Raw genomic sequence first — 26,443 nt, 5'->3', positions numbered from 1 at the left:
CCCTAAACCGGCGATTCAATACCGGTCAACTCACCCCTAAGAGCCCGCTCGATTAAAGCCCGTGTATTTTCAACGCCGTAGAGGGCTGCGAACGAGCCGAAGCGCGGCCCGCGCTCCTGGCCGATCAGCACCTGATAGATCATCTGGAAGAATGCTCCAGAAACTCCCGGCCCGCCATGGGGACCGGTGCGGGAATGGTCCTGATATCGCTCGATCTCGCGTGCCACATCGAGCGCCGCGTTCTGGATCGTTTCCCCATCCGAGCCCTCGGGCAAGGTAGCCAGCTTTGCCGACAGGCTTTGGAGCGCTGTGCGCTCCACATCGTCCGGGGCGCGGTAATTTTTCTTAACGAAATCATGGAAATAGCGGATGGCATAGCCGACCAGCGCATCCAGATGCGGGTGGGTTTGAGGCGTCACGCCCGGCGCATAGGCCGAAATGAACCCCCACATCACTTCGCGATTTTCCGGGTTGGACGCGGTCGCAAGATTGAGCAGCAGCGCAAAGCTCACCGGCATGTCATAGGCCGGCGGGCGCCCCGAATGGATATGAAAGGCCGGGTTTTCCAGCAATGCAGCCGCATCCTGCTTTTGAGCCGACGCCGCAAAGGAGAAGTACTCGTCCACCGCCTTGGGGATCACATCGAAATAGAGCCGCTTGGCTGTCCGGGGCTTCTGGAACATGAACAGCGCCAGGCTCTCCGAAGAAGCGTAGGTCAGCCATTCATCGATGGTGATCCCATTGCCCTTGGACTTGGAAATCTTCTGACCTTCCTCATCGAGGAACAGCTCATAGACATAGTGCTCGGGCGGCGTGCCGCCCAGTATGGCGCAAATCCGGTCGTAAACCACCTGATTGGTCTGGTGGTCCTTGCCGAACATTTCGAAATCTACGCCGAGCGCCGCCCAGCGCATGCCGAAATCGGGCTTCCACTGCAGCTTAACGTTGCCGCCAGTGACGGGAATTGTGACATCGCGGCCGTCTTCGTCTTCGAAGGTCACGGTGCCATCCTGGGCATTGACCTCCTTCATGGGCACATAGAGCACACGACCGGAAATGGGCGAAATCGGCAGGATGGGCGAATAGGTAGCCTGCCGCTCCGCGCCAAGCGTCGGCAGCATCACGCCCATGATATCGTCATAGCGCTCAAGCGTGCGCAGCAGCATGTCGTCGAACTTGCCGGACTTATAATAGTCGGTGGCGCTGGCGAATTCGTAATCGAACCCGAACGTATCAAGGAAACGGCGCAGCATCGCGTTGTTGTGATCGCCAAAGCTCGCGAACTCGTTGGTCCAGGGGTCGGGCACCGCGGTCAACGGCTTTTGCAGGAACGGCTCGAGCGCTTCCTTGGACGGCACATTGTCCGGAATCTTGCGCATCCCGTCCATGTCGTCGGAAAAGCAGATCAGCCGGGTCTTGATGCTATCGCCCGTGAGAAGGCGAAACGCAGTGCGCACCATGGTGGTGCGCATCACTTCCCCGAAGGTGCCGATATGGGGCAGTCCCGAAGGGCCGTAACCGGTTTCGAAGATCACCTCGTCCTTGCCCAGCTTTTCAGCCCGTTTCACCACCTTGCGTGCTTCTTCGAACGGCCAGGCGCGGGCCTTCGTGGCAGCAACGATGGCATCGGGATCGAGCGGGGGCAGGGTGTGGGACACTTGGCCCATCCTTGGTATGATGAGAAAAATCCGGGAGCGCCGGTGTTGCACCAAGCACGGGCAAAGGTCAATGCCGATGCCCAGCGCTCTTGCACTCGGGAGCCGCGCTTTCTAGATTTCGCGGCGGCCCATTCCGAGTTCAGGTGATTTCGATGCAGCTTTCCCCCACCGACGCCCTGGTCCAGATCATGGTGATGACCGCGGTTTCCGACAAGGACGTGACGGACCGTGAGATGGATCGCTTCGCGGCTCTCATCAGCCGCTGGCCGGTGTTCGAAAGCTTCGACATTTCGCGCCTACCCGAGGTCGCCTCCTCTTGCGTTGAAACCATCAACATGGCGGGGCTCGATGCCCTGCTCGGCCAGATCGCCGAAACGCTGGAACCACGGCTGCAGGAGACGGCCTATGCCATCGCCGTCGAAATCGCTACCGTCGACCTGTGGCTCAACCAGGAAGAGTTGCGGATGCTGGAAATGATCCGCGATGCGTTTTCGATCGATCGGCTGACGACGGCGGCAATCGAAACCTCGGCCCGTATCCGCCACCGGCGGCTGTAACTCGCGTCAATAGAAGCTCACTGGGAACCAGCGCAGATAGATCTCGTCCAGCCGTCCCTCGCGCTGGAGCCGCATCAGGGCCCAATTGATCGCAACGCGCACATTGTCGAGGCCCGCCGGGACCGCGACCGAGAGCCCCGCGCCGAACAGGTCCGGGCGGAAATAAGGTTCGCCCGCAAAGCTGCAACAATCCGGGTTTTCATTGAGCCAGAACGATGCGCGCGCCGCGTCGCCGAAATAGGCCTCGGCATTCCCGGCCTCTACCGCGGCCAGTGCTTCGAACTCGCTATCGAAGCCTTCGAGTTCGACTTCGGGCAGCGTGCGCGCCACAAGCTCGGCATGGGCAGACCCCGTCCGCACCGCCAGCCGGCCCGTCATGGCCAGGGGATCGAAGCCGGCCACGGCAGCTTTAGGCGTTACGAAGCGCCCGGGAAGCTGCATATAGACGCGCGAAAAATCGAAACGCTCGGCGGCCTCGCTTCCGATGTCGAGACCGGCGATCAACGCGTCACCCTGGTTTTCAGCCAGAGCGTCCTGCACACGATCCCATGGCCAGGCCTGGACGGTGCAGCGCGCCTCTAGCCGGGCGCAAATCGCCTCGGCCAGATCGATATGGAAACCCACAAGCTGTCCACTTGCATCGGTATAGTTAAAGGGAGGAAAATCCGCTGTCGTCAGAAAACGCAACGCGGGCACCGGAGCGGGGTCGATGACATCGTCGCGAGCTCCCGGATCGACGTGAACGGGCAGGTTTTGAGCCATTGCGGCGCAGGCGAACGCAAAAAAGACGGCGACAATAGGCGCGGCCCGGAATGCTGGCATCGGTCGATTTTCCACAGCCGAACAAGAATTTCCGGCCCGTTATGGCCGATCGCGGCGACAATTGGTAGGGTCGGCGCACGGATTTGGGGGCATAGACCGGGTTGCAGACGTTTGACGATGTCGAACTCGCTGGCGCATTGGCCGCACAGCCGGGCTGGTCCCGGCATGTAGCCAATGCTGCGCTTGAGCGTGCCCGCAAAACCTGCGTCGACGTCATCGACGTGCTAGAGGGCGTCACCCCAAACGATCGAGAGTTGCCCTACCGAGAGATGGCCCGGCTTTTGGGGCTTCAATATTTCAGCGACGTCCGCCCATTTCTTGTCCCGTTGGACGCGCGCATCGACGTTGATCGGTTCGCCGGGATCAGGTCGGCTCGGGGCGAAGTCGAGGGACGCGAGGTGCTTTTCCTTGCCCCGCGCTTCGAGCACGTCAAAGCGCTGGCCCGCCGCATCGGCGACGATCCGAGCCTGCGCGATCACCTTGGCATCGTTTCGCCGGCAACACTCGAAACCGGCGTGGCGGCGGCCAATTCCGAGGTTCTGACCGCCAACGCCATTCAGCGCCTGGCTCACCGATATCCTCTTGCCAGCGCCCATCTCGATCTGCCGCTATGGGTTCGCGTCGGCTTTGTCAGCGCGGTTGCTGCGATTGTTTTGATCTCGTTACTGCCAGGCTTTTTTCTGCAGCCGTTCTTTCTCGGCGTCGTTTCCCTGACGCTGGCGGCCCCTTCCTTTTTCAGGCTTTGGGCTGCATTCACCTTTGGCCGCAACAGTCCGCTCGTTCCGCAAAAACTTTTGGGCGACGATCAATTGCCGATCTATACGGTGCTAATCCCGCTTCGGAACGAAGCGCATATGGTGCCGCAGATCGCCCAGGCCATGCGCCGCTTGGATTATCCCACCGAGAAACTCGACATCAAATTCATCGTCGAAAGCGCCAGCCCGCAAACGGCGGGGGCCGTCCGCGCTGTTCTGGGAGATCCGCGATTTTCCCTCATTGTCGTGCCGAGGCATAAGCCCTACACCAAACCGAAGGCGCTCAACTTCGCCCTGCCTCTGGCGAGGGGTGAACATGTCGTGGTATTCGACGCCGAGGACCTGCCCGACCCTGGCCAGTTGCGGGCAGCCGCGAGCCTTTTTGCCGCCGATGCCACCCTCCAATGCCTGCAGGGAGAACTGGTGATCGCCAACGCATCGCGCAATTGGATCACCCGAATGTTCGCGTCCGAATATGCCGGCCATTTCGGTGTCCTGCTGCCAGCCATCGGGAGAGCTGGCTTTCCGGTGCCACTGGGCGGCACCTCCAATCACTTCCGCACCCAGACCCTGCGCGATATCGGAGCCTGGGACGCATTCAACGTGACCGAGGACGCCGATCTGGGTATCCGTATGGCCCGTTTGGGTTTGCGCGTCGAAAGCCTGGCCACCGCGACCTGGGAGGAAGCGCCCGAGAGTGCGGGAAACTGGATTCGCCAGCGCTCACGATGGATAAAGGGATGGATGCAGACGCTGATCGTCCATTCCGCCCGGCCCCGGAAGCTCTTGGCGGATCTGGGATGGGCCAGCCTCCTCGCCTTCTACGTGTTTGTGGGCGGAATGGTCCTCTCCTTGACGGTACACGGGCTGTTTCTGATGACGACGCTGGCACGGCTGGCGCACGAATTTGTCGTCCTGGGTGCTCCGCAGGCCTGGACAGTGGCGGGACTTGGCGCGCTGCTCTTGGGCTATTGCGGTGCCGGGGCAATCAGCGCAATCGGGCTGGACCGGATCGGGCGGCCGGATCTCTATCGCACGCTCTTGGGCATTCCCCTCTATTGGCTGCTCGCCTGGTATGCGGTGATCCTTGCCTGCGGCGAGTTGATCACAAAACCCTACCATTGGTCCAAAACAGAGCATCGAGGGCTTGGCAGCACGCTGCCCGCAGGTACGGCAATTCGAGCGCCATCAGGCAAGATCCTGCCTCAGCGTACGCAGACATCCCGGTAGCTGGGATGCTGGATAACGGACACAATGCGCGGGACGAAATCAGCCCTCCTCGATTATTTGATTGAACGGGAGGGCGATTTGGACCAGATTCTCGGCCTTCGGAGTGAGTTTGGGACAAGAGTTCTTTATCGATAAGAAGGTCGACGCTGAAATGCGCACACCGGGTCTTTCCGATCGCGCAGTGGCTCTCGCGATTGCGGGCAGCATAGGTCTGCTGCTCTCGATCGGGCTCGCCATGTCCTTGTTTCTGCGCTATATTTCTGCATCGGCGCTGATTGCCCTGACAATCTATGCTGTCGGGGTGATGGCCTTGATCGTCCTCACCGCCGGCCGCGCGCGGTTCTGGGCCATCTGGCCTGTGCGCCTGCTTCTCCCCTTGCCCGCGTCGTCGTTTATCTGGTGGATTCTTTCGCTTTTCGGGCTTTAGCGCGAAATCCGGTGAGCGTTGCCTGAACGGCTCGGGCGGCGCGCCAAAGAGCCGGTGTCTGCTTGATGTTCCGTTTGGCGGCGCGGGCGGAGCGCAGGATCGGCGCTGCCAAACGGCCTTTTACGGACACCGGAACGATAATGTCGAAAACCGTTTCCTGGTGGGTCCAGTCGGTCTTGTAGTCGAAATCACCCAGCCCCATATCGAACCCGGTGATACCGTCAGCGCGCAATTTGTCGACCAGTAGTGACAGCGTGACGCCCATCAGCGAATAGCGCGAGGCTTCGCCGTAGTCGGTGGAGTTGATGTATTGCGAGTAGTGATGGGGACCGTACGTGCCGATGCTGGTGGCAACGATCTGGTCGCCGGCATAGAGTCCGTGCAAGCTGATGGCCGGGCGCGGATCGCCAAGACCGGCGATGGCGAGGGTTCGGAAGAAACGGCGGAAGGCCGGGCCAGCGAAGATGTTTTCCACTCCCATCTGTTCGAACCGCCTGCTGCGCTGGTCGAGGAAAACGGAAAGGATTTCATCCACTTCGGCTTCGGTGGCAGCTCGGCGCAATTCTACGGCGCCAAATCCTTCCTCAAGGCGACGCTGGGAGCGGCGAATGTTGGTGCGCCGCTTGTGCGGCAGGGAGTGCTCGATATAGGGGGCATCGCCCGGGATCAGCTCGTTAATATAGAAATTGTCCGGAGCCGGGCTGCCGCCCAGAGCGGCCAGGGGATTGGACATTGCGCCCACTTGGGAAGCGACACAGTGGAAATTGACGATGTCGGCCGGCAAGTCCGCAAGGCACTTGGCGAGGGTTTCCACGCTCAGTACATCAGCGTAGTCCGGGTCGAAAACCAGACCATCTCCATTGGAAATCGGCATACCGATGATCTGGGCGACGCGGACGCCGAGACGGCTGACGATTTCAAAGGGAAGGATGGCGATGGGTCGCTGACCTTCCGAAAGCATCATAACCGCGATTTGCTCGTGCGGGGAAAAGTCAGCATCAAGGTAGGCCTTGATCCAATCGAAGCGCTGATAGGGGGTAAAAACGCCACGGGCTTCTAGTTCTCGCCAAGCCGGTTCGACGGCGGCGAGACTGTCGTGGATCCGCATGTCAAGGTAGGCGCCGCCCGGCTGGACGACATGACTGAGTTTGTCGAAATCGGTAGCCGCCGGCATCGCCATGGACTGGACTTCCTCTGGTGGCGTGATGGCGACACTATTGTGGGAAAACCCTAGGAAAGGCTGAATTTGAGCGGACCTGAAGGCCGGAATGTGGCTGATGGTCAATCAAATCTAAACGGCCCGGGCGTCCGCCCGAGCCGTTGCAACGCGTTGAAATTACAGCACTTCGACGAGTTCGACGTCGAACACCAGATCTTTTCCGGCGAGCGGATGATTGGCATCGACGGTGATGGCGTTTTCGGTGGTGTCAACGACCGTAAGGGTCATGGCGCGGCCATCGGCACCGGTCGCCTGGAGGCGGGCACCGACGGAAGTGTCCACGCCATCAGGGATTTGCGAGCGGGGGACGGACTGCACGCCCTCAGGTCGATGGGGGCCGTAGGCCGCGTCGGCGGGGATGGTAACGGTCTGCTTGTCGCCGACATTCATGCCCTGCACCTGCTCGTCCAGGCCCTGGATGATCTGGCCCGATCCGAGAGTAAATTCAAGGGGATCACGGCCATCGGAACTGTCGAAACGGGTGCCGTCGGTGAGCCGTCCGGTGTAATGGATGCGCACAGTGTCCCCGTGCTTTGCCTGGGTCATTCTGTGTCCTTTTTTCGCTGGTGTTTACGCGGGGGCCGGACGCTTGAGCGCCGCGAAGTGGCCCGGCGAGGTGTCCGCTGCCTTGCTAGGCGGACCTGGTGGCAATGTAAGGGCCATGGCCCGGATGTAAACCGCACATTGCCAATATATGAGTTGAGATCAGAGTTGATTGGAAAGAATGGCGAATCCAGCCGGCGTTTGCTGCAGCGCTTGTGCGAGCTCAGTATTTGGCCGTCGCATCGGAGGCTGGAAACGTCTCGTCGGCGGCCTCGTCGGTCTCGTCCCAACCGCTCTTGTCGTCGCGGGTCGACTCCCCGCCCGCGTCACGAACCTGAACTTTCGATCCCTTGGGTCCGGGCGCGGTGCCCTTGTCGAAAGCAGCCGCCCTGTCCTTTTTCTTGTCCGTCATTTCCGGTGCTCCATTGCGGTTTACTTCGATAACGGAGCTGGCCGTGCCCGGTTGCAGGGAACCGGCATCGGACGAGCGGATTCTGTCTTAAGATCAGACGGTACAGGCAAGGACATGGCGGACAAGAAGGCTCCGGCGACCACCGATAGGTTGCGGCGCGATATCGACAGCGGCGAGACCGGGGACAAGGCGGATTGGCCCGATCCGGCGGCTGCGCCGCTGGGGACCGATGACGAAGCTTCGGGCAACCCACCCGACGCAGCGCAGGTGCGCCAGGCCAGACCCGATACGAATGTTCAAACGCCGCTGGGCTCCTCGGGCGGGGCGGCGTTGACCTATGTTGCGCTGGCCATCGGCCTTTTGATCGTCATTGCGGCGCTGGTCATCTGGGCCTTGAGCTAGACCAGCTCCACTCGCCGTCCCCTAATAGCGGTGCGGCGCGATCGAGCGAGAGAGGGCTGCGGGAAAAGCGCAAGGGAGTCCTCAGACCAGGAATGCCCTCCGGATCGATGCGCAGGGCGCGGGCGGCAATTTGCGGATCGGATAGGGCCTCGGCCACCGTGTTGATGGGGCCGCAAGGGACACCGGCAGCTTCCAGTTCAGCGATCAGATCGGACTTGCTGTGGGCTGATGTGGCGGCGGCGATGGCGGCGCAGACCGCTTCGCGATTGGCGACCCGCCCGGGGTTGGTCCTGGCGCGCGGGTCGGAGGCGAGATCGGAAAGCTCCAATGCTTTACAGAGCGAGGCGAACTGGCGGTCATTGCCGCAGGCGATGATGACGTGGCCATCCGAGGCGGGAAAGACCTGATAGGGGACGATGTTCGGGTGGGCGTTGCCGAGCCGGGTGGGGCTGGTGCCCGAGACGAGGTAATTCATCGCCTGATTAGCAAGAACGGCAACGCCGACATCGAGGAGCGAGATGTCGATGTGTTGTCCCCTGCCCGACCGCTCGCGCTCGGCCAAGGCGGCCTGGACACCGATGGCGCCGTAAAGGCCGGTGAAAACGTCGATCCAGGCAACGCCAACCTTTTGCGGTTCGCCATCCGGCGCGCCGGTCAAATCCATGACACCGCTCATCCCCTGGATCAAGAAATCATAACCGGGCTGGGCGGCGCGGGGGCCGGTTTGGCCGAAGCCGGTGATGGAGCAATAAACGAGGCGCGGGTTGAGGCCGGCAAGGGTTGGATAATCGAGCCCGTAGCGGGTGAGACCGCCGAGCTTGAAGTTCTCGACCAGCACATCGGCTTCGGCAATCAGAGCCTTGAGGCGCTTAAGCTGGGTGGGATCGTTGAAATCGCAAACCACCGACCGCTTGGAGCGGTTGGCGGCGTGGAAATAGGCGGCGACGGTTTCGGTGCCGCCCTGCCCGTCATCGCGTTCGATAAAGGGCGGCCCCCAATAGCGGGTATCGTCGCCCTGGGGGCTTTCGACCTTGATGACCTCGGCGCCGAGATCAGCGAGCGTCTGGCCGAGCCAGGGGCCGGCGAGGATGCGGGCCAGTTCGACAACGCGCAAGCCTGCGAGCGGAGGTTTGCCTAGCGGTGGGGGTGGGGTTCCCATCGGCGTGGTCAGCTCTCGGCACGCGCTGCGCTGGATTCCGGGAACACGTCCCGGAATGACAGTTGAGGGGTTGCGGACCAGCCGAACTTCGGCATGGTCAGAAAAACGCCTGATGGCCGGTTTGGGCCCGGCCCAGGATCAGGGCGTGGACGTCATGAGTGCCCTCATAGGTGTTGACGGTCTCAAGGTTCTGGGCGTGGCGCATGACGTGGTATTCGATCTGGATGCCGTTGCCGCCATGCATGTCGCGGGCCTGACGGGCGATTTCGAGGGCCTTGCCGCAATTGTTGCGCTTGACGATGGAGATCATTTCCGGAGCCATGCGATCTTCATCCATGAGGCGGCCAACCCGCAAGGAAGCCTGCAAACCCAGCGCGATCTCGGTCTGCATGTCGGCGAGCTTTTTCTGGAAGAGCTGGGTGGCGGCCAGCGGACGGTCGAACTGGGTGCGGTCGAGCCCATATTGACGGGCACGGTGCCAACAATCCTCGGCCGCACCCATGGCGCCCCAGGAAATGCCGTAGCGGGCGCGGTTGAGGCAGCCGAACGGGCCGCTCATGCCTTCGGCATTGGGAAGCAGCGCATCCTCGGGCACTTCGACGCCGTCCATGACGATCTCGCCCGTGACCGATGCGCGCAGGGAAAGCTTGCCGCCGATCTTGGGCGCGGAAAGGCCCCTAGTGCCCTTTTCAAGGACAAAGCCGCGGACCTTGCCGCCATGAGCGGCGGATTTGGCCCAGACGACGAAGACATCGGCGATGGGAGAATTGGAAATCCAGGTCTTGGCCCCTGAAATCCGATAGCCGCCATCGATCTTTTCGGCTCGGGTCTTCATGGAGGCGGGGTCCGAACCGGCATCGGGCTCGGTCAAACCAAAGCAGCCGATCCATTCGCCGCTGGCAAGCCTGGGGAGATATTTGCGGCGCTGGTCGTCGGTGCCATAGGCGTGAATGGGATACATGACGAGCGAGGATTGGACGCTCATCATGGAGCGGTAACCGGAATCGATGCGCTCGATCTCGCGGGCGATCAGCCCATAGGCGACATAGGACGCGCCGAGGCCGCCGAACTCCTCGGGTATGGTGGCACCGAGCAGCCCGGCGGCGCCAAAATCGGCAAAGATCGTGGGATCGACGCGTTCCTCGAGATAATCGTCCTGGACCCGGGGGGCGAGCTTATCGGCAGCAAAGGCGGCGGCGGACTCCCTTATCATGCGCTCTTCGGGAGAAAGCTGATCCTCGAGCAGAAAGGGATCCGACCAGACGAAACCGCCCTGCGCGCCGCTGTTGTTGCCCATTGTTCCTCCCCGGCAAATCAAATGCGTTCAAGCAAGGATAGCCTCTGCACGAAGCGGGAAAAACAGGGAAATTTCGGCAGATCGTCTAAGGAAAATGACGATTTGAGGGATCTATGTGGCGGATGAGCGATTTTTTTGCGCGGGGTAGCAAGAGCCGGAGGAACCAGGGTTCGTCCGGCTCTTGGACATCAGACCGGGCCGGTGCTGCCGACGGGCCAGACGCTGCGGAGCTTTTCGCCGGCCAGGATGCGGGCGCGGCAGCTTGCTTCGGCCTTGCCGTTCTCATCGGCGGCATCGGCGATGGTCTTGACCAGTTCGCGCGGGATGACGACGACGCCGCTGATATCGCCGAAGATAACGTCGCCGGGCCGGACGCGTACGCCATCAATGTCAAGATCGATATGCGCCTTGGCCGGTTCCATGCGCCCCGACACCCCGACCGGGCTCGTGCCGCGGGCAAAGAGCGGATAATCGAGGTGGCGCACCTCGGCCAGATCGCGGGCCGTGCCATGGACGACAGTGGCGGCGGCACCCGCCATCTTGGCGCCGGTGGACATCAATTCGCCGGTGCCCGAGCCCTCCGCGCAGGAGGAATCCACCATCATGATGCCGCCCTTGACCACCCCGTCGATGGCGCCGTGATAGACGTCCTGGGGCTGGCCCACGCGGGTGCTGGGCTCATAAAGCACAGTGACGGCGGGGCCGCAGACCACCTGGCCGGGAGCCAGGGCCCCAAAAAGGGAGATGCCCTTGAGGTGGCCATAAGTGCCGTGCTTATCCATCACGTCATGGATGTCGCCCGAATACCATTTCGATAGCCGTTCGATCGAGTTCCAATCAGTGTCGGCGTAGTCGTAAGTCATAGTCTTTTTCCCTGAAAATGCGGCATCACCAGGCGGTGAAGCCGCCATCGACCACCACGTTGGAGCCCGTCATGTAGGAGGAGGCGTCCGAAAGCAGGAAGCGCACGACCCCGTTGTACTCGTCGATCTCGGCCTGACGGCCCATGGGGACGCGTTCGAGGAAGGCGTCGATGAATTCCTTGTCGAAGCTGGCTGTTTTTACCCCGCCGAAGGAGATGAGATTGACGCGCACCTTCTTGGGCGCCCAATAGGTGCCCAGATAGCGGGTGAAATTGACCAGGCCGGACTTGGACGCGGCGTAGGACGCGGCCTTGATGAAGGGCACGCCATCGCGCTTTTCGCGATAGGCATAGAGCGCCTGGTTGGGCGAGACCATGCCGTAGATCGAGCCTACATTGATGATCGAGCCGCGCTGTTCGGCGGCCATGACGCTGCCGACCACCTGGCTGGTGAGCATCACCCCGGTCAGATTGGTTTCGATGATCTCGTCCCAGTAATGCTGAGGATAGACCTCGAAGGGGGCGTTCTGTTCGGCCGAGCCGTCGGGCTTGGAATCGATGCCGGCATTGTTGACCAGCCCGTGCGGGGCGCCCCAATCGGCAACGAGCTTTTGGGTGGCGGCGGAGAGCGCCGCCTTGTCGGTGACGCTCGCCTCATAGACGCGGATGTTGCCTGCAACGCTGGGGAACTTGTCGGCGAGCTGCTCGTCGGAGAACGGACGGCGCGAGAAGATGGCTACCTTGGCCCCCGCCTGGGCGAGGGACCTGGAGAACTGGGTGCCCAACTGGCCCAAGCCGCCGGTGACGACGATGACGCGGCCTTCTACTGAAAATGGATCATGCATTGAAAAGCTTATCCTATGTGGAGGAGGAGATATCGGGCTGCCGGGACTGGGGCCGACGCCGTGAAATGATGCGGATGAGCGTCCGCACGAGCGGGATCAGAATGACCGCGCAGACAATTACGCCGAGCCCGGCTGCAACGGGCCGACTGAAAAAGCCCAGAAGATTTCCGTCGGCGATCTGCATCGACATGATGAAGTTGCGCTCAAGGATGGGGCCGAGCACCAGCCCTAAAATGACCGGCGCAAGCGGGAACCGGTTTGCTTCCAGCACATAGGCCACCAGCCCGGCGGCCAGCATCACGCCGATATCGAACAAGGTGTTGTTGATGGCGAACGAACCCACCACGCAGAACACCAGAATGGTCGGGACGATCAGGCTGCGCGGAATCGAGAGCACATAGCGGGCGCCCTTGATGGCGAAATAGCCGATGGGAAGGAGCAAAAGATTGGCGAGGCCAAAGGTGAGGATCACGGCCGTCAGCATTGTGGGGCTATCCACGAAGAGCTGAGGGCCGGGATTGAGCCCCTTCATGAACAGGACGCCGATAGCAATGGCGGTCACCGCATCGCCGGGGATGCCGAAAACCAGTGCCGGCACCCATGCGCTGGAGAGGCCGGCGTTGTTCGAGGAACTGGCTTCGACCAAGCCCTCCTCATGACCCGTGCCGAACTTTTCGGGGGTCCTCGAGAAGCGCTTGCTCATGCCATAGGAGATCCAGGCGGCCAGATCGCCTCCAATGCCAGGAAGTGCGCCCACCGCCGAGCCTAACGCGGATCCCCGGATGAAACTCCATGGATATTTGCGGAACATGCCCCACACGCCGGCAAAGGAATTGCTCCAGAAACTCCCCTTTTCGGGAACGGGCGGAATTGTGCCTGCCGCCGAAAGGCCCCGGAGCAGTTCGGCAAAGGCGAACATGCCGATCATAGTGGGGATGAAGCTCACCCCGCCGTAAAGGTCGATGACCCCGAAGGTAAAGCGCGGCTGACCTGAGGTGACATCGAGCCCGACAGTGCTGATGAGCAGACCCAGACACAGCGAGAACAAGCCGCGTGCCGGGGCGTTGGTGCTCACCAGAGCCGAGGTCAAGAGCCCCAGCAGAGCCATCCAGAAGAACTCGAAGCTCGAAAAGCTCAACGAGGCGCGCGCCAGGATGGGCGCGCTGAGGAGCAGGACCGCCGCGCCCACCAAACCGCCTGCCGCCGAAAAGACGATGCCGATGCCCATCGCCAGTTGCGCCTTGCCTTTGAGGTTGAGCGCGTACGCTTCTTCGACATACGCCGCCGAGGCCGGCGTTCCGGGGATACGCAGCAGCACGCCGGGGATATCGCCAGCGGTGATGGCCATGGCCGTCGTGGCCACGATGGCCGCGATGGCAGCGACCGGGTCCATGTAATAGGTCAGCGGGATCAGCAGCGCCGTTGCCATGGTGGCGCTGAGGCCGGGTATCGCGCCGATGAAAAGGCCGTAGATGGAGGCCAGCAGCACGACGATGAGCACTTGGGGCTGAACGATGACCCACAGCGCGGAGACCAGAACGTCAAAACTCATGGGGTTAACCGAGGAATGTCAGAGGGCCGGCGGGCAGGGGCACGTAAAGCAGCCGCTTAAAGGCGAAATAGGCGGTCAGTACCACCACCAGCGCGACGGGCACGGCCGCCACAAGCCGGGTGCCCATGAGCAGCATGAGCGGAACCGAGTATAAAAGTCCGAAGATGGGGAAGCCAATGACCGGCATGAGAGCGATGCCGAGCACCACCCCGAGGATGGACCACGCCGCAGTTATCAGCGCCCGCGGCCGGCCTTTCCACACAGAAACATCCATGAGCGGCACGCTGCCGGCGGCGCGTAAGCCGCCAATGAAAACTGCCGCGCCGCACCCCGCCATAACGAGACCGAGCAGAGTGGGCATCAATGCGGGACCAAATGTCGTCCCCGGCACGGATGGGATCTGCTGGCCCTGCCAGATCACGAAAAGGGCAAGGAGCACCAATGCGGCACCAACAATGCGATCGTCGAAACGCATGGCGCTCCTCCCTTTCGAGCCTTACTGCGCCAGGCCGACGGCCTGCATGGCGCTCACCAGATCGTCGCGCGAACGCATCACGGTTTGGGTGAAGGTTTCCGCATCCTGATAGGCGACCGAGAAGCCCCGCGACTCCATCATGGCGATGAACTCTTCGTCCTGGGTGATCTCGGCCAGAGCGTCGGAGACCTTGGTCACCACTTCCTCGGGAAGGCCTGCCGGGCCCGCCACACCGCGGAAGGGCAGCGGCGACCAATCCACGCCGAGCGCTTCCTCAACGGTGGGGATGTCGGGGTAGAGCGAGCTGCGTTCATCGGCCATCAGCATCAGGGTTTTCGCTTCACCCGCATCGACCAGCGACTGCGCCTCAGCCGGAGAGGTGGAGACGATGGCGATCGCGTTCGCGGCAAGCTGCTGCATGGCAGGAGCCGAACCGTCGGAGGCGACCCAGGGGCCTGCTTGCGGATCGATTTCCAGCCGGTTGAGCAAACCGGCCCATGCCAGATGGCTCAAGCCGCCCTGATTGGCGCCGGATGCCTTGAGCTGCCCAGGATTGGCCTGGACGGCGTCGATCAGGTCCCGCGCGTTCTCATAGGGCGCATCGGCCCTGACATTAATGCCGATGGCATCGGCATTGAAGCGGCCCAGCAAGGTGAAATTCTCGGGCGCGGCTCCGGGCAGGCCCTGAGCTTCGAACATCGTGGTCTCGATGGTGATCACTCCGAGGGTGTAACCATCGGGCGCAGAATTGGCGATGGTGATGTGCCCCACAAGACCGCCGCCGCCGGTGCGATTGACGACGTTGAACGGCTGGCCGAAGCGTTCCTCGAGTTTCTGTGCCACCGCACGCGCCGTAGCGTCGGTGCCGCCGCCGGCAGCCCAGGGCACGATAACCGTAACCGCGCGCTCGGGCCATTCTGCCATGGCCTGGCTGGCCGTCGCGAAGGCGCCGCCAAAGAACAAGGAAGCGGCAAGCGCTGCTTTGAAAGCTTTCATCGAAAAATTCCTCCCAAGCTGCCCAGGCTGGCGCGCAGCAATCGAATTTTAAGGATCAGCCAGCGGCAATGGCTATCTCATGACATAAGTCATATGTCAACTCTTGTCACAGGACCCTGCTCCTCTTATGAGAGACTGGATAGCTCCGGATTCGAAGGCCCTCGGATGACCTCAACGAATGCGCAAACACGGGACAAGCTGCACACGGCGATCGCCGCGGCGGTCGAGGAACGCATTTTGGGCGGCGAATTGCCGGTCGGTGAAAAGCTGCCATCAGAGAGCGAGCTTGCTCGCGAGTTCGGCGTTTCCACCCGGACCGTGCGCGAGGCCGTGCAGATTCTCGAGACCAAGGGGCTGGTTCGGCGTCGACATGGGGAACGCACCTCGGTGGTGCGGGCCGATGTGGGGGAATTCCTCGAAACGCTGGCGGTAACCGTTCGGCAGTTGCTGCGGACCAACCCCCGATATCTGATGGAGGTCATGGTTGTCCGCCGCATGATCGAATCCGACGTGATCGACCTCCTGCTTTCGGGCGGCAATCTCGATCTTTCCAAGGCCGAGGCCGCGCTGGCGGACATGCGGCGGGCGGGAGACATGAAAGACTACGCGCGCTTTACCGAAGCCGACGCCGCATTCCATCAGGCCCTTGTAGATGCTGCCGGCAATGGGGTTCTGTCGATCGTCTACAACAATCTCCATGGCCTGGTGACCGAAGTGATCCGGGTAACGTCGAGCGTTCCCACCAAGTCTTATGATGCGGCTTATGCCGAGCATGTGGATATCTACAACAAGATCCGGGCGGGCGATCTTGATCGGGCGAAGTCGCTGATGCGGGCGCATATCGACAATAGTGCCGAATACCTCAAGGTGGCGATCGAAAAGAGCAAGGCGGAAGACCGGACCTGATCGGGCTAGCCGTCGGGGCTGAAGGCGGGGGCGTTGCGCAGGCTCAGGGCGCTTTTCTGCATGGCCTCGATCAGCGCAGCCATACCCTCGGCGGCGGCTTCGGCATCGCCTTTAATGAATTCGTCCATGACCTGGCGATGCGCGGCGACCGAGGATTCGAGGCCCGTATCGGCGAAAAAGCGGTACCAGAAGCGGCGCGAATGGGACTGGAGAGGGCGCAGGGTGGCGGCGAGGTAGGGATTGGGGCAGGCATTGCCCATGGCGGTGTCGAAAGCCTTGTCGGCCTCAAGGAAAGCGCCGGTGTCGCGGCGCTCGAGGGCAAGGGCCATCTCCTCGCGGCACTCTTCGACGCGGCGGCGCTGGGGGCCGGTGGCAAAGCGGGTGGAAAGCAGCGTCAGGCGCGGTTCGAGAACGCGGCGCACTTCGAGCACGTTGGAGAAATCGTCGGGGCGGATTTCGGCGATGCGGATGCCGGCGCGGGGGCGGATTTCCACGAGGCCTTCGAGCGAGAGGCGCTGAAGCGCTTCGCGCGCCGGTGTGCGGCCAACGCCCGAAAGCTCGATGATCGCCGCTTCGCTGACAATGGCGCCGGGCTCGATCTCGAGCATGATGATCTTGCGCTCGAGAGCGAGATAGGCGGTCTGGGATTGGCTTTCCGGTGTGTGCCGCATGAGAAAATCTAAAGCTTGTTGGGCCAGGTGTCGGCGATCTTGTAACCGCCCGGCCAGGGATCGGCGGGGTCGAGCATTTCCTGGCGCGTTCCTGTAACCCAGGCGCGGCCGGTAATCGAGGGGATGATGGCGGGCTTGTCCCCGACCATAGTGTCGCGCTCGATGCGGCAAACAAAGCGTGAATCGATGATCGAACGGCCGATGAAGCGGTCCCCTACCCCCAATTGGCCACGAGCCTTCAGCACCGCCATGCGGGCCGAGCAGCCAGTGCCGGTGGGGGACCGGTCGATCTTGCCAGGCTGGATGACTACGGCGCTCTTGCCGCTCATCGCGCCCCCCTCGGCGCCCAGCGGCCCAGCGATCTGGCAGAAGGAGATGTGGCTCCAGTCGGGATTTTCGGGGTGGGTGAAACCGAGCTGCTCATTGGCGGCGCGCGTGATCTTTACGCCCAGAGCTGAAATCTCGCGCGCTTCGTCGGGGGTGAGGGCAAAGCCGAGCGCCCGGGCATCGACGATCACGAAGCTGTCGCCGCCATAGGCGGTGTCGACGGTGAGGGTGCCGATGCCCTCCACTTCGATCTGGGCGTCGAGCCGGTCGACGAAGCTCGGAACATTGTGGACCGTGATCTTTTCGGCCTTGCCGTTGGCGCATTGGGCGACGACCTCGACAAGGCCGCCCGGCGCTTCGAGGACCATGCGGGTTTCCGGTTCAGTCATCTCGATGATGCCGGTATCGAGCAGCACGGTGGCTACGCAGATGGAGTTCGACCCGCTCATGGGCGGGGTGTCCTCGGGCTCCATGATGATCCAGCCCATCTGGGCGCGCGGGTTTTTGGGAGGCACGAGCAGGTTGATGTGGCGGAAGACGCCGCCACGCGGCTCGTTGAGGACGAAATTGCGCAAGGTCCGGTCGCGGGCGATCCAGCGCGATTGTTCCCATAGGGTTTCGCCCGGCGGGGGCGCGACGCCGCCCACGATCACGTCGCCGACCTCGCCTTCCGCGTGGCAGCCTACGATGTGGATGGTTTTGACCGAGCGCATCTAGATCACCTGAAAGCCGTGGGCGAAGGGGTCGCGGTCATCGATGGTGATGGTGTTGAGGCCCGTCTGGCGCGCCCAGCCGCCGATCGAAGGGATAATGGCGGGATAGTTTCCGACAGTGGTTTCTGCCTCGACACGGCCCTTGAACAGGGAACCGATGATGCTCTCATGGACGAAATCATCGCCCGCCTTCAGCCTGCCCTTGGCTGCCCAATGGGCCATGCGCGCCGAGGTGCCGGTGCCGCAGGGGGAGCGGTCGATGGCCTTTTCGCCATAGAACACGGCGTTGCGGGCATGGGCCCCGGGCTCGCGGGGGGCGCCGGTCCAAAGGATGTGGCTCAACCCGTTGATTTCGGGATGGAGCGGATGGACGAAGCTGTGGGCCGCGTTGAGCGCGGCGCGCAATTGCGGGCTCCAGCGCACGAGGTCACCGGCGGTGACATCGGCGATGTCGGTGAAATTTTCCTGCGGCTCGACGATGGCGTAGAAATTGCCGCCATAGGCGACATCCACCGTGATAGGCCCCAGGCCGGGGCAATCGACGGTGAGGCCTTCGGCATAGAGGAAGGACGGCACATTGGTGATGCGGACTTCCTCCACATATTGCCCCTCCTGCCGGTAATGGGCGACCACCAGGCCGGCGGGGGTTTCGAGCCTGAGCACGCCAGGCTCGCGCGGTTTGACCAGCCCGTTCTCGATGGCCATGGTCACCGTGCCGATGGTGCCGTGGCCGCACATGGCGAGACACCCCGACGTTTCGATGAAGAGGATGGCGATGTCGCAATCGGGGCGCGAGGACGGATAAAGGATCGAGCCCGACATCATGTCGTGGCCGCGCGGCTCGAACATCAGACCGGTGCGGATCCAGTCATACTCGGCCTGGAAATGGGCGCGGCGCTCGAGCATGGTCGTGCCCTTGAGTTCAGGGCCGCCGCCGGCAACGAGCCGGACGGGATTGCCGCAGGTGTGGCCATCGATGCAGAAGAAGCTGTTGCGCGCCATTTATATCCTCGAAAACGCGAAGCGCTGGGGGCGGAAGGGGGAGAGATCAATCGCTGGTGTTTCCCGGTCCAGCAATTGGGTGACCAGCCGCGCGGTGCCCGCCGATTGGGTGAGGCCGAGATGGCCGTGGCCGAAGGCATAGACGATGTCGGGGCTGGCGCTTGAGACGCCGATCGCCGGCAGGCTGTCGGGCAGCGAGGGACGATAGCCCATCCATTGGCGGCCGCCTTCGGTCTTGAGATCGGGGAGGAAGGCCTTGGCTTTCTTGAGCATCGCGTCTGCGCGGGCGTAGTTGGGTGGCAGTTTGAGGCCGCCCAGCTCCACCGCGCCGCCGATGCGGATGCCCGTCGAGAGCGGAGAAACCACGAAGCCGTGACCGCCGAAGATCAACTGGCGGCTCAGCGTTATGGCATCGGGCGGCAGGGTGGTGTTGTAGCCACGCTCGGTTTCGAGCGGGATGCGATCGCCCAACTGGGCGGCGAGCGTTTTGGACCACGCGCCGCCGCAAATGACGACCTGGCGGGCGATGATTGTGCGGCCATCCTCCAGCGTCAGCACAGTACCGTTCTCGGTGGGGCGCAGCGCCGCGACGGCGCCGAGCGCGAATTGGGTGCCGCGCTGGTGCCCCGCTGTGGCCAGGGCGCAGGTGTAGGAATAGGGATCGTCCACCATGTTCCATTGCGGCACATAGGTGCCGGCGACGAAGCGGTCGGAAAGCCCCGGCTGCTGCTCGGCGAGCGCGCCGCCGCGCACATGCTCGAAACCGATGCCGTGCTTTTCTCGCTCGGCCCAGCCAGGGAGCGAAGCCTTGAACTCGGCTTCGCTTTCATAAAGTTCGAGCGAGCCGATGGTCTGGACCTTGTCGGCGATGCCCGCCTCGGAGACCAGCCAGTCGGTGGCCGCTTGCGAGAAGTGCATCATTTCAGCCTGAGCGCGGATCGAGGATTCGATCTTGTCGGGCCAGCCGGCGCGCCAGAAGCGCATCAGCCAAGGGGTAATCTGCGGCAGATAGCGCGGCGGGATGGAGAGGGGGCCCAAGGGATCTGCGAGCCATTTGGGCACCTTGGCCAGCATGCCCTTGGTGGCAAGCGGGATGATATCGGAAAAGGCGAAGGCGCCGGCATTGCCGGCACTGGTTTCCCCGGCGATGCCCTTGCGGTCGATGACCAGCACCGACCGCCCCGCCGCCTGCAGCGCAAAGGCCGTGGATGTGCCGATGACGCCGGCGCCCACGACCACCACGTCGGCGGAAGGGGGAAGCATTTCGAGATGAGGAGGAGTTGGGGAGGTGGTCATGGCAGGCTCATATCGTCCGGTCTGTTCGGACCTACTCCCCAAGGTAAGCTTGAATAATCGACTTGTCCTCGCGCAATCGCGATGCATCGTCCTGCATGCGGATCTTTCCGCTTTCGAGGACATAGCCGTAATGGGCGAGCTTAAGGGCAAGGCGGGCGTTCTGTTCGACGAGAAGGATGGTGGTTCCCGCTTCGTTGAGGCGTTTGACGATGCCCATGGTTTCCAGAACCAGCTTGGGCGCGAGGCCCATTGAAGGTTCATCGAGCAGCAGGACGCGAGGGCCGTGCATCAGGGCGCGGCCGATGGCCAGCATCTGCTGTTCGCCGCCCGAGAGCAGCGAGCCGTCGCCGTTCTGGCGCTTTTCGAGGATCGGGAAAAGATCGAACACCTCGCGCATGCGCTTTTTGCGCAAGGCGGGATCCTTGACGGTGAAGGCACCCAGTTCGAGGTTTTCCTTGACCGAAAGTCCGCGCAGAACGTGCCGGCCTTCCGGGACGTGGACGAGCCCGGTCCGGGCGATGTCATGGGCGTTCTTTCTGGTGATGTCCTCGCCCATGAATTCGACGTTTCCGGCGCTGGCGCGAACGAGGCCGGAGATGGTCTTGAGGGTGGTCGACTTGCCTGCCCCGTTGGCCCCCAGGAGGGTGACGATCTGGCCCTCGCGAACTTCGAGATCGATGCCTTCGAGCGCGCGGATGCGGCCATAGCCGGCTTCGAGCCCGCTCAGTTTCAGAACGACGTTTGCGGGTTTGGTCATAGCACCTCCTCGGCGTCTTCCTGGCCCAGATAGGCTTCGATGACCTTGGGATTGGACTGGATCTCGCGGGCGGTGCCCTCGGCGATCATCTTGCCGTGGTCGAGCACGCTGATGCGTTCGGAGATCTTCATCACGAGGCCGGTATCGTGCTCAATGAGCAGAACCGAAACACCGCGTTCGGCGCGGATGCGGCCGATCAATTCGATCAGCGCCGCCTTTTCTCCCGAATTGAGGCCGGCGGCCGGTTCGTCAAGCAGGAGGAGCTTGGGCTGGGTTGCGAGCGCGCGGGCGATCTCGACCAGTCGCTGATGGCCATAGGCAAGCGTCGTGGCTTCCCGGCCGGCCTCATCGGCGATGCCGACGAATTCGAGGCAATCGAGGCAATAGTCGTAGATCTCCCTTTCCTCGCGGCGTTGCGAGGGTAGCCGCAGGACGGCGGCCAAGGCCCCGGCCCTGGTGCGGCAGTGCATGCCGCTCATGACGTTTTCCATGACCGTCATTTCGCGGAACAGGCGCACATTCTGGAAGGTGCGGGCGATGCCGGCCTGGGTGACCTGATGCGGCTTGAGCTTGAGCAGATCCTGCCCCGCAAACATCACCCTGCCCTTTTGCGGTTTGTAAAAGCCGGTGATGGAATTGAAGAGCGAGGTCTTGCCCGCGCCGTTGGGGCCGATAAGGCTGACGATGGCATCGCTGGGAATTGCGAAATTGACGTCATCGAGAACGGTGTTGCCGGCAAAGGCCAGGGTGACGCCCGAAAGTTCGAGAAGGTTGTCCTGCTCCATGTCAAGTCCTCCTTCCCGGCCAGATGCCCGAGGGGCGGAACAGCATGATGAGCAGCAACCCCACCGCAAAGACCAGCAGGCGGAATTCGCCGAGATTGCGCAGCAATTCGGGGCCCAGGATGATGATGAAGGCGCCCAGGATGACGCCCGGTATCTTGCCCATGCCACCCAGGATCACCGCCATCAAAACGAGCACCGATTGCTCGAACGAGAAGCTTTCGGGGGAAATGGCGCCGAGATTGGTGGCAAAGAACGCGCCGCCGACCGCGCCGAAGATGGCGCCGATGACGTAAGCTGCGAGTTTGACCTGTACGCGGTTAATGCCCATGGCTTCGGCCGCGTCCTCGTCGTGGCGGACATAGAGCCAAGCCCGCCCCAGGCGCGAATTGGCGAGCCGGAAGGACGCGACGACCGCCAGGGCGGCGAGCACGGCAAAGACATAGTAGTATTCGATGCCGATATTGATGTGCCAGCCGAACAGCCAGGGGTCCTGAATGCCCGAGAGGCCGGTCGCGCGGCCGGTGATTTCGAGGTTACGGGCCGAGAACCGCACGATCTCGCCGAAGCCTAAGGTCACGATGGCCAGATAGTCCGAGCGCAGGCGCAGGGTGGGGCCGCCGATGATGACGCCGGCCAGCATGGCGGCGAGGATGGCGAAGGGAAAGGCCACCCAGAAGTTGAAGCCGAACTGGACGGTGAGGATACCGATGGTATAGGCGCCGACGGCGAAGAAGGCGGCATAGCCCAGGTCGAGCAGACCAGCATAGCCGACGACGATGTTCAGGCCCAAGCACAAAACGACATAGAGCAGCGCGTTGGTGAGGATCACCGTGCCATAGGGGCCGAAAATGCTCGGCGCGACGATCAGCAGAGCGAGGAGCGCGAGGCCCACGACCCAGCGCACGCGGGTATCCTGCAGGAACGGGCCGATGCCATGGGCGGGGACAGCGGTTTGGGTCTGGTTGGACATCACATCCGCTCCTGTTCTGATTTGCCCAGCAGTCCGGTCGGCTTGAACACCAGCACCAGGATGAGGATGGCAAAGGAGAAGACGTCCTTCCAGGCGCTACCGACGCCGGGCAGGAGCGTGCCGAAGGATTCAAGAAGGCCCAGGATCAACCCGCCAAGCATGGCGCCGGGGATGGACCCGATGCCGCCGATCACGGCGGCGGTGAAGGCCTTCAAACCGATCAGGAAACCCATGAAATACCAGATCGAGCCGTAATAGGCGCCGGCCATGGTGCCGGCGGCGGCGGCGAGCGCCGAGCCGATGAGGAAGGTGACGGCGATGATGCCGGACACGTTGATGCCCATGAGCTGGCACATGTCCTTGTCGATCGCCACGGCGCGCATGGCGCGGCCATATTGAGTGCGCGAGACAAAGAGTTCGAGGCCGATCATCAGGAACGCGGCAATGCCCACGAGGATCATCTGGTTGTAGGTTATGAAGAGGTTGCCCAGATTGACGCCGCCGAAGCCGAAATCGGAGCGGAAGGCGGTGTATTGCCCATGGGTGAGCGAGAGGACGGTGTTCTGGAGCACAAGCGAGACGGCAAGCGCGGTGATGAGGATGGACAAGCGCGGCGCGCGCAGCATCGGATGATAGGCGACGCGCTCGATGACCACTCCCAGGCAGCCCACGGCGATCATTGAAAAGAACATGGCGATCGCAACGCCGGTCCAGCCGGCTCCGACGATCCCCGAAATGGCGGAAAGCACCAGAAAGCCCACGAAACCGCCGACCATGTAAAGGTCGCCATGGGCGAAATTGAGCAGCTTGATGACCCCGAAGATCATCGTATAGCCCAGCGCAACAAGAGCGTAGAACGAACCCAGGACCAGCCCGTTCACGACCTGCTGCATCACGACATCGAACGCTGTCATGCGCGATCGTCTCCTTTTGGGCAATGCGGCAGGGAGCCGGCGCGCGAAACCCGCGCGCCGGACATGCGCATCAGCCGGTTGACCGGACTATTCCTGGGCGCGGGTCCACGCTCCACCCTGCCCTTCGAGCACGATGAAGTTCGAGCGGGCGAGCGTGTTTTCCTCGGTGAAGGAAATGGGACCGGCCAGCCCTTCAAAACCATCGGCCGCAGCGAGGGCATCGATGATCGCCTGCGGCTCGGTGGAACCGGCCTGTTCGATGGCCGAAGCGAGGAGCTTCATGCCGTCATAGGCGAGCGGCGCGTAGGGGCCGGGGGCGGTTCCGTAGTCGGCCTGATAGGTCTCGATGAACGAGGCGGCTTCGGGGATGAACTGCGCCGTGGGATTGGAGAAGGCGAAGACGCCTTCGGCGGCCTGTCCGGCGATTTCAAAAAGCTGCGGCGAGTTCGAACCGTCGCCCACAGCGATGACGCCCTGATAGCCCATTTGGCGCAACTGACGGATCAAAAGCCCCCCATCGGCGAAATAGGCCGTCCAGAACACCGCGTCGGGGTTGGCGGAACGGATATTGGTGACGATGGCCGAATAATCCTGCTCGCCGCGATTGGCGGTTTCGGTGGCGACCACGGTATGGCCCGCCTCTTCCCAAGCGCTGGCCGTGAGGCTGGCAAGGTCCTGCGAATAGGCATCGCCCTGGTCGATGATGGCAAGCGTTTCGACGCCCTGGCCGGACAGGAACTCGACGGCCTTGGTGGCCTGATCGGCGCCGGTCGAATTGATCATGAAGGCGTTACCCGGATTTTCCGGGATGAGCTGGGTGGAATTGGCGGCGGCGATCACGAACGGAATGTTGGCATCGCCATAGATCTGCAATGTGGGGAGCGTCGAACCCGAGCAATAGCCCCCGACAACACCGACGACACCCGAGGAGGCGAGCATGGTGGCGGCGTTGACCGCCTGCTGCGGATCGCAGGCATCGTCGCCGGTCACAATGGCCAGCTCTTCACCTAATAGGCCGCCGGCCTCATTGATCTCGTCAATGGCGATCTGGACGGCGTTGATCATATCCTGACCGTAGGTGGCTTCCGACCCGGTGGTCGGGACCATGACGCCGATATCCATGGCCTGCGCTCCGCCGGCGGTCAGCGCGGCGACGCCCAGGAGGCTGGCGACTTTGAGTTTGTTGATGATGTGCATGACTTAACTCCCTTTGTTAAGCATCCGGACCCCTCCGGATGGATGACCGTACCCCACATACGGTGATCTGGGACAGCCCAGAATCGGCGGTGCTTCCGCGGCTTTGCTGGAATGGATTTCCGTCGCTGCATGTGCATCGCTGATATATCTATCATGCATGAGATGGATATCTGTGCAAGCGTCTTGCCGGGAGTTGTCACAAGAACTGTGTTGATGGGGTGTCGATTACCCCTGACATATTGACGATCGATATCAGATATATCAAGCTGAGCTATGCTGGACGAGGAATACGATCCGCATCCGGCTCCGATCTTTCAGCAAGAGCCGCAGGCTGCTTTAACCGGCGGGAACCGACGAGACACGACCATGAACACCGAAATCTTCAACGGCTGCATGCCGGCCCTGATGACCCCCTGCTCCGCCGACGGCAAACCCGATTATGACGCCCTGGTCGCCAAGGGACAGCGGCTGATCGCGGCCGGCATGTCCGGCATCGTCTATTGCGGCTCAATGGGTGACTGGCCGCTCCTTACCGACGAGCAGCGCCAGGAAGGAGTGGCTCGGCTCGTGGGCGCGGGCATTCCGGTGATCGTGGGCACCGGGGCGATCAATTCGGCGAGCGCTGTGAGCCACGCAGCCCATGCGGCCAAAGTGGGCGCCGCCGGCCTCATGGTCATCCCGCGCGTCCTTTCGCGGGGCCCGAGCGCGACAGCCCAGAAGGCACATTTTAAAGCGATCCTTGCGGCGGCGCCCGAGCTGCCTTCGGTGATTTACAACAGCCCCTATTACGGCTTTGCCACGCGCGCGGACCTGTTTTTCGAGCTGCGCGCCGAGCACAGGAATCTCATCGGCTTCAAGGAATTCGGCGGCGCCGACGACCTGCGCTATGCCGCCGAGTTCATCACCAGCGCCGATCCGGAGATCACGCTGATGGTGGGCGTGGACACCATGGTCTATCACGGCTTCGTCAATTGCGGCGCGCGCGGCGCGATCACCGGCATCGGCAATGCGCTGCCCAAAGAAGTGCTGCACCTTGTCGAGCTTTCGCGCAAGGCGGCTCAAGGTGATGCAAAGGCGCGGACTGCCGCCAAGGAGCTCGACCAGGCCATGCATGTGCTGGCCTCGTTCGATGCCGGGCCGGACCTGGTGCTCTACTACAAATATCTCGCAACGCTGGCAGGCGACGACTGCTACGAGCACCATTTCATCGAAACTGACAGGCTGTCGGACAGCCAGCGCGAATATGCCCGCACACAGTTCGAGCTGTTCCGGGCATGGTACGCGGATTGGTCGGCTGCGCAGTAAATTTGAGACGTCGAGGGCAGGCGGAATTGTTCACCTGCCCGCTCAAGTGTCCAGATTAGGCACCTTGGACGACCGAGAAGCCTTCAAATTGCGGATGGCCGAGATAGATGTCGCGGCCGGCCCCTGAGCCTGCATGGGCGTCACGGAAGTTCTGGGAGCGGGTCCAGGCTTCGAAATCCTCGCGGCTTTTCCAGACGGTGTGCGAGGCGTAAAGGACATAACCCTCATCGGTGTTTTCCGGGCCGCGCAGCAGGTGGAATTCGACGAAGCCAGGATTTTCCGCGAGCTTGGAATCGCGCGACTTCCAGATTTCTTCGAAGGCTTCGGTTGCATCCTGTTTGATCTTGAACCGGTTCATGGCGATGAACATGAGGCTTGTCCCCTTTTTG

Annotated in this window: 28 protein-coding genes; 6 read left to right on the top strand and 22 right to left on the bottom strand. The window is 62.3% G+C overall.

Annotated features, from left to right (window positions below; all coding sequences use genetic code 11):
- Nucleotides 1-2: 2 nt before the first annotated feature.
- Nucleotides 3-1,658, bottom strand: a complete 1,656-nt coding sequence (locus tag NO932_RS03585; protein WP_309209695.1) for a lysine--tRNA ligase — start codon at nucleotides 1,656-1,658, stop codon at nucleotides 3-5.
- Nucleotides 1,659-1,810: 152 nt separating this feature from the next.
- On the opposite strand from NO932_RS03585, the gene NO932_RS03580 reads away from it, so the two are divergent.
- Entirely contained in the window at nucleotides 1,811-2,215 is a 405-nt protein-coding gene (locus NO932_RS03580; RefSeq protein WP_309209694.1) for a tellurite resistance TerB family protein, read from the top strand.
- A 6-nt stretch (nucleotides 2,216-2,221) separates the two neighbouring features.
- Here NO932_RS03580 and NO932_RS03575 read toward each other — a convergent pair whose 3' ends face one another.
- A complete protein-coding gene (locus tag NO932_RS03575; RefSeq protein WP_309209693.1) occupies nucleotides 2,222-3,037 on the bottom strand; it encodes a transporter substrate-binding domain-containing protein in 816 nt (271 codons plus the stop codon).
- Between the two features lie 101 nt (nucleotides 3,038-3,138).
- Here NO932_RS03575 and NO932_RS03570 point away from each other — a divergent pair, with 101 nt between their 5' ends.
- Together NO932_RS03570 and NO932_RS03565 are read left to right on the top strand one after the other, a co-directional pair.
- On the top strand, nucleotides 3,139-5,022 hold the full coding sequence (locus NO932_RS03570; protein ID WP_309209692.1) for a glycosyltransferase family 2 protein: 1,884 nt from the start codon (nucleotides 3,139-3,141) through the stop codon (nucleotides 5,020-5,022).
- Nucleotides 5,023-5,125: 103 nt separating this feature from the next.
- On the top strand, nucleotides 5,126-5,449 hold the full coding sequence (locus NO932_RS03565; RefSeq protein ID WP_309209691.1) for a hypothetical protein: 324 nt from the start codon (nucleotides 5,126-5,128) through the stop codon (nucleotides 5,447-5,449).
- Here NO932_RS03565 and NO932_RS03560 read toward each other — a convergent pair.
- From NO932_RS03560 to NO932_RS03550, 3 genes are all read right to left on the bottom strand, one after another.
- Complete coding sequence (locus NO932_RS03560; protein ID WP_309209690.1) at nucleotides 5,415-6,629, bottom strand: GNAT family N-acetyltransferase; 1,215 nt, start codon at nucleotides 6,627-6,629, stop codon at nucleotides 5,415-5,417. The two genes, NO932_RS03565 and NO932_RS03560, sit on opposite strands and share 35 nt — an antisense overlap.
- 156 nt (nucleotides 6,630-6,785) lie before the next feature.
- Nucleotides 6,786-7,214 carry a peptidylprolyl isomerase gene (locus NO932_RS03555; protein WP_309162549.1) on the bottom strand — a complete coding sequence of 143 codons (429 nt, stop codon included), beginning with the start codon at nucleotides 7,212-7,214 and terminating at the stop codon, nucleotides 6,786-6,788.
- Nucleotides 7,215-7,434: 220 nt separating this feature from the next.
- Entirely contained in the window at nucleotides 7,435-7,623 is a 189-nt protein-coding gene (locus NO932_RS03550) for a hypothetical protein (protein WP_309162550.1), read from the bottom strand.
- Nucleotides 7,624-7,737: 114 nt separating this feature from the next.
- On the opposite strand from NO932_RS03550, the gene NO932_RS03545 reads away from it, so the two are divergent.
- Nucleotides 7,738-8,025, top strand: coding sequence for a hypothetical protein (locus NO932_RS03545; protein WP_309162551.1), 288 nt, complete (start codon nucleotides 7,738-7,740; stop codon nucleotides 8,023-8,025).
- On the opposite strand, the gene NO932_RS03540 is transcribed toward NO932_RS03545, so the two are convergent.
- The 7 genes from NO932_RS03540 to NO932_RS03510 form a co-directional block, all read right to left on the bottom strand.
- Nucleotides 8,006-9,184, bottom strand: coding sequence for a CaiB/BaiF CoA-transferase family protein (locus NO932_RS03540; RefSeq protein ID WP_309209689.1), 1,179 nt, complete (start codon nucleotides 9,182-9,184; stop codon nucleotides 8,006-8,008). The two genes, NO932_RS03545 and NO932_RS03540, sit on opposite strands and share 20 nt — an antisense overlap.
- Before the next feature lie 97 nt (nucleotides 9,185-9,281).
- Nucleotides 9,282-10,481 (bottom strand): acyl-CoA dehydrogenase, encoded by a 1,200-nt coding sequence (locus NO932_RS03535; protein ID WP_309209688.1) that lies wholly within the window; start codon nucleotides 10,479-10,481, stop codon nucleotides 9,282-9,284.
- A gap of 188 nt (nucleotides 10,482-10,669) precedes the next feature.
- The gene (locus NO932_RS03530) at nucleotides 10,670-11,344 is read right to left on the bottom strand and encodes an RraA family protein (protein WP_309209687.1); all 675 of its coding nucleotides are present in this window, start codon (nucleotides 11,342-11,344) and stop codon (nucleotides 10,670-10,672) included.
- Nucleotides 11,345-11,369: 25 nt separating this feature from the next.
- A complete protein-coding gene (locus NO932_RS03525; protein WP_309209686.1) occupies nucleotides 11,370-12,188 on the bottom strand; it encodes an SDR family oxidoreductase in 819 nt (272 codons plus the stop codon).
- A gap of 13 nt (nucleotides 12,189-12,201) precedes the next feature.
- Nucleotides 12,202-13,740 carry a tripartite tricarboxylate transporter permease gene (locus tag NO932_RS03520; protein WP_309209685.1) on the bottom strand — a complete coding sequence of 513 codons (1,539 nt, stop codon included), beginning with the start codon at nucleotides 13,738-13,740 and terminating at the stop codon, nucleotides 12,202-12,204.
- A gap of 4 nt (nucleotides 13,741-13,744) precedes the next feature.
- Entirely contained in the window at nucleotides 13,745-14,215 is a 471-nt protein-coding gene (locus NO932_RS03515) for a tripartite tricarboxylate transporter TctB family protein (protein ID WP_309209684.1), read from the bottom strand.
- Nucleotides 14,216-14,236: 21 nt separating this feature from the next.
- Nucleotides 14,237-15,211: a tripartite tricarboxylate transporter substrate binding protein gene (locus tag NO932_RS03510; protein WP_309209683.1), complete on the bottom strand. Its 975-nt coding sequence runs from the start codon at nucleotides 15,209-15,211 to the stop codon at nucleotides 14,237-14,239.
- Between the two features lie 165 nt (nucleotides 15,212-15,376).
- Here NO932_RS03510 and NO932_RS03505 point away from each other — a divergent pair, with 165 nt between their 5' ends.
- On the top strand, nucleotides 15,377-16,117 hold the full coding sequence (locus NO932_RS03505; RefSeq protein ID WP_309209682.1) for a FadR/GntR family transcriptional regulator: 741 nt from the start codon (nucleotides 15,377-15,379) through the stop codon (nucleotides 16,115-16,117).
- Between the two features lie 5 nt (nucleotides 16,118-16,122).
- On the opposite strand, the gene NO932_RS03500 is transcribed toward NO932_RS03505, so the two are convergent.
- The 9 genes from NO932_RS03500 to NO932_RS03460 form a co-directional block, all read right to left on the bottom strand.
- Nucleotides 16,123-16,788 (bottom strand): GntR family transcriptional regulator, encoded by a 666-nt coding sequence (locus NO932_RS03500; RefSeq protein ID WP_309209681.1) that lies wholly within the window; start codon nucleotides 16,786-16,788, stop codon nucleotides 16,123-16,125.
- Between the two features lie 8 nt (nucleotides 16,789-16,796).
- Nucleotides 16,797-17,828: a proline racemase family protein gene (locus NO932_RS03495; RefSeq protein WP_309209680.1), complete on the bottom strand. Its 1,032-nt coding sequence runs from the start codon at nucleotides 17,826-17,828 to the stop codon at nucleotides 16,797-16,799.
- On the bottom strand, nucleotides 17,829-18,830 hold the full coding sequence (locus NO932_RS03490) for a 4-hydroxyproline epimerase (protein WP_309209679.1): 1,002 nt from the start codon (nucleotides 18,828-18,830) through the stop codon (nucleotides 17,829-17,831). It lies immediately after the preceding gene.
- A complete protein-coding gene (locus NO932_RS03485; protein ID WP_309209678.1) occupies nucleotides 18,831-20,126 on the bottom strand; it encodes an FAD-binding oxidoreductase in 1,296 nt (431 codons plus the stop codon).
- A gap of 31 nt (nucleotides 20,127-20,157) precedes the next feature.
- Nucleotides 20,158-20,883: an ABC transporter ATP-binding protein gene (locus NO932_RS03480; protein WP_309209676.1), complete on the bottom strand. Its 726-nt coding sequence runs from the start codon at nucleotides 20,881-20,883 to the stop codon at nucleotides 20,158-20,160.
- Entirely contained in the window at nucleotides 20,880-21,668 is a 789-nt protein-coding gene (locus NO932_RS03475) for an ABC transporter ATP-binding protein (RefSeq protein ID WP_309209675.1), read from the bottom strand. Before NO932_RS03475 ends, NO932_RS03480 begins: the two co-directional genes overlap by 4 nt.
- A gap of 1 nt (nucleotide 21,669) precedes the next feature.
- Entirely contained in the window at nucleotides 21,670-22,638 is a 969-nt protein-coding gene (locus tag NO932_RS03470; RefSeq protein WP_309209674.1) for a branched-chain amino acid ABC transporter permease, read from the bottom strand.
- Nucleotides 22,638-23,552 carry a branched-chain amino acid ABC transporter permease gene (locus tag NO932_RS03465; RefSeq protein ID WP_309162574.1) on the bottom strand — a complete coding sequence of 305 codons (915 nt, stop codon included), beginning with the start codon at nucleotides 23,550-23,552 and terminating at the stop codon, nucleotides 22,638-22,640. Before NO932_RS03465 ends, NO932_RS03470 begins: the two co-directional genes overlap by 1 nt.
- 87 nt (nucleotides 23,553-23,639) lie before the next feature.
- On the bottom strand, nucleotides 23,640-24,749 hold the full coding sequence (locus NO932_RS03460) for a branched-chain amino acid ABC transporter substrate-binding protein (protein ID WP_309209672.1): 1,110 nt from the start codon (nucleotides 24,747-24,749) through the stop codon (nucleotides 23,640-23,642).
- Nucleotides 24,750-25,115: 366 nt separating this feature from the next.
- On the opposite strand from NO932_RS03460, the gene NO932_RS03455 reads away from it, so the two are divergent.
- On the top strand, nucleotides 25,116-26,054 hold the full coding sequence (locus tag NO932_RS03455) for a dihydrodipicolinate synthase family protein (protein ID WP_309209671.1): 939 nt from the start codon (nucleotides 25,116-25,118) through the stop codon (nucleotides 26,052-26,054).
- A 55-nt stretch (nucleotides 26,055-26,109) separates the two neighbouring features.
- Here the strand turns inward: NO932_RS03455 and NO932_RS03450 are convergent, their stop codons facing one another.
- A complete protein-coding gene (locus NO932_RS03450; protein ID WP_309209670.1) occupies nucleotides 26,110-26,424 on the bottom strand; it encodes an antibiotic biosynthesis monooxygenase in 315 nt (104 codons plus the stop codon).
- Between the last annotated feature and the right edge of the window lie 19 nt (nucleotides 26,425-26,443).

The sequence above is a fragment of the Pelagibacterium sp. 26DY04 genome, from assembly GCF_031202305.1.
In the GTDB taxonomy this organism is placed as follows: domain Bacteria; phylum Pseudomonadota; class Alphaproteobacteria; order Rhizobiales; family Devosiaceae; genus Pelagibacterium.
The sequence above is the reverse complement of the archived record's forward strand: the minus strand, read 5'-3'. Positions and strand labels throughout refer to the sequence as shown.

What these genes read in the sequence shown, in the direction of transcription:
- NO932_RS03580 (WP_309209694.1), top strand. Translation starts at nt 1,811, where the DNA reads ATGCAGCTTTCCCCCACCGACGCCCTGGTCCAGATCATGGTGATGACC.
- NO932_RS03575 (WP_309209693.1), bottom strand. Translation starts at nt 3,037, where the DNA reads ATGCCAGCATTCCGGGCCGCGCCTATTGTCGCCGTCTTTTTTGCGTTC.
- NO932_RS03560 (WP_309209690.1), bottom strand. Translation starts at nt 6,629, where the DNA reads ATGGCGATGCCGGCGGCTACCGATTTCGACAAACTCAGTCATGTCGTC.
- NO932_RS03555 (WP_309162549.1), bottom strand. Translation starts at nt 7,214, where the DNA reads ATGACCCAGGCAAAGCACGGGGACACTGTGCGCATCCATTACACCGGA.
- NO932_RS03550 (WP_309162550.1), bottom strand. Translation starts at nt 7,623, where the DNA reads ATGACGGACAAGAAAAAGGACAGGGCGGCTGCTTTCGACAAGGGCACC.
- NO932_RS03545 (WP_309162551.1), top strand. Translation starts at nt 7,738, where the DNA reads ATGGCGGACAAGAAGGCTCCGGCGACCACCGATAGGTTGCGGCGCGAT.
- NO932_RS03540 (WP_309209689.1), bottom strand. Translation starts at nt 9,184, where the DNA reads ATGGGAACCCCACCCCCACCGCTAGGCAAACCTCCGCTCGCAGGCTTG.
- NO932_RS03535 (WP_309209688.1), bottom strand. Translation starts at nt 10,481, where the DNA reads ATGGGCAACAACAGCGGCGCGCAGGGCGGTTTCGTCTGGTCGGATCCC.
- NO932_RS03530 (WP_309209687.1), bottom strand. Translation starts at nt 11,344, where the DNA reads ATGACTTACGACTACGCCGACACTGATTGGAACTCGATCGAACGGCTA.
- NO932_RS03525 (WP_309209686.1), bottom strand. Translation starts at nt 12,188, where the DNA reads ATGCATGATCCATTTTCAGTAGAAGGCCGCGTCATCGTCGTCACCGGC.
- NO932_RS03520 (WP_309209685.1), bottom strand. Translation starts at nt 13,740, where the DNA reads ATGAGTTTTGACGTTCTGGTCTCCGCGCTGTGGGTCATCGTTCAGCCC.
- NO932_RS03515 (WP_309209684.1), bottom strand. Translation starts at nt 14,215, where the DNA reads ATGCGTTTCGACGATCGCATTGTTGGTGCCGCATTGGTGCTCCTTGCC.
- NO932_RS03510 (WP_309209683.1), bottom strand. Translation starts at nt 15,211, where the DNA reads ATGAAAGCTTTCAAAGCAGCGCTTGCCGCTTCCTTGTTCTTTGGCGGC.
- NO932_RS03505 (WP_309209682.1), top strand. Translation starts at nt 15,377, where the DNA reads ATGACCTCAACGAATGCGCAAACACGGGACAAGCTGCACACGGCGATC.
- NO932_RS03500 (WP_309209681.1), bottom strand. Translation starts at nt 16,788, where the DNA reads ATGCGGCACACACCGGAAAGCCAATCCCAGACCGCCTATCTCGCTCTC.
- NO932_RS03495 (WP_309209680.1), bottom strand. Translation starts at nt 17,828, where the DNA reads ATGCGCTCGGTCAAAACCATCCACATCGTAGGCTGCCACGCGGAAGGC.
- NO932_RS03490 (WP_309209679.1), bottom strand. Translation starts at nt 18,830, where the DNA reads ATGGCGCGCAACAGCTTCTTCTGCATCGATGGCCACACCTGCGGCAAT.
- NO932_RS03485 (WP_309209678.1), bottom strand. Translation starts at nt 20,126, where the DNA reads ATGACCACCTCCCCAACTCCTCCTCATCTCGAAATGCTTCCCCCTTCC.
- NO932_RS03480 (WP_309209676.1), bottom strand. Translation starts at nt 20,883, where the DNA reads ATGACCAAACCCGCAAACGTCGTTCTGAAACTGAGCGGGCTCGAAGCC.
- NO932_RS03475 (WP_309209675.1), bottom strand. Translation starts at nt 21,668, where the DNA reads ATGGAGCAGGACAACCTTCTCGAACTTTCGGGCGTCACCCTGGCCTTT.
- NO932_RS03470 (WP_309209674.1), bottom strand. Translation starts at nt 22,638, where the DNA reads ATGTCCAACCAGACCCAAACCGCTGTCCCCGCCCATGGCATCGGCCCG.
- NO932_RS03465 (WP_309162574.1), bottom strand. Translation starts at nt 23,552, where the DNA reads ATGACAGCGTTCGATGTCGTGATGCAGCAGGTCGTGAACGGGCTGGTC.
- NO932_RS03460 (WP_309209672.1), bottom strand. Translation starts at nt 24,749, where the DNA reads ATGCACATCATCAACAAACTCAAAGTCGCCAGCCTCCTGGGCGTCGCC.
- NO932_RS03455 (WP_309209671.1), top strand. Translation starts at nt 25,116, where the DNA reads ATGAACACCGAAATCTTCAACGGCTGCATGCCGGCCCTGATGACCCCC.
- NO932_RS03450 (WP_309209670.1), bottom strand. Translation starts at nt 26,424, where the DNA reads ATGTTCATCGCCATGAACCGGTTCAAGATCAAACAGGATGCAACCGAA.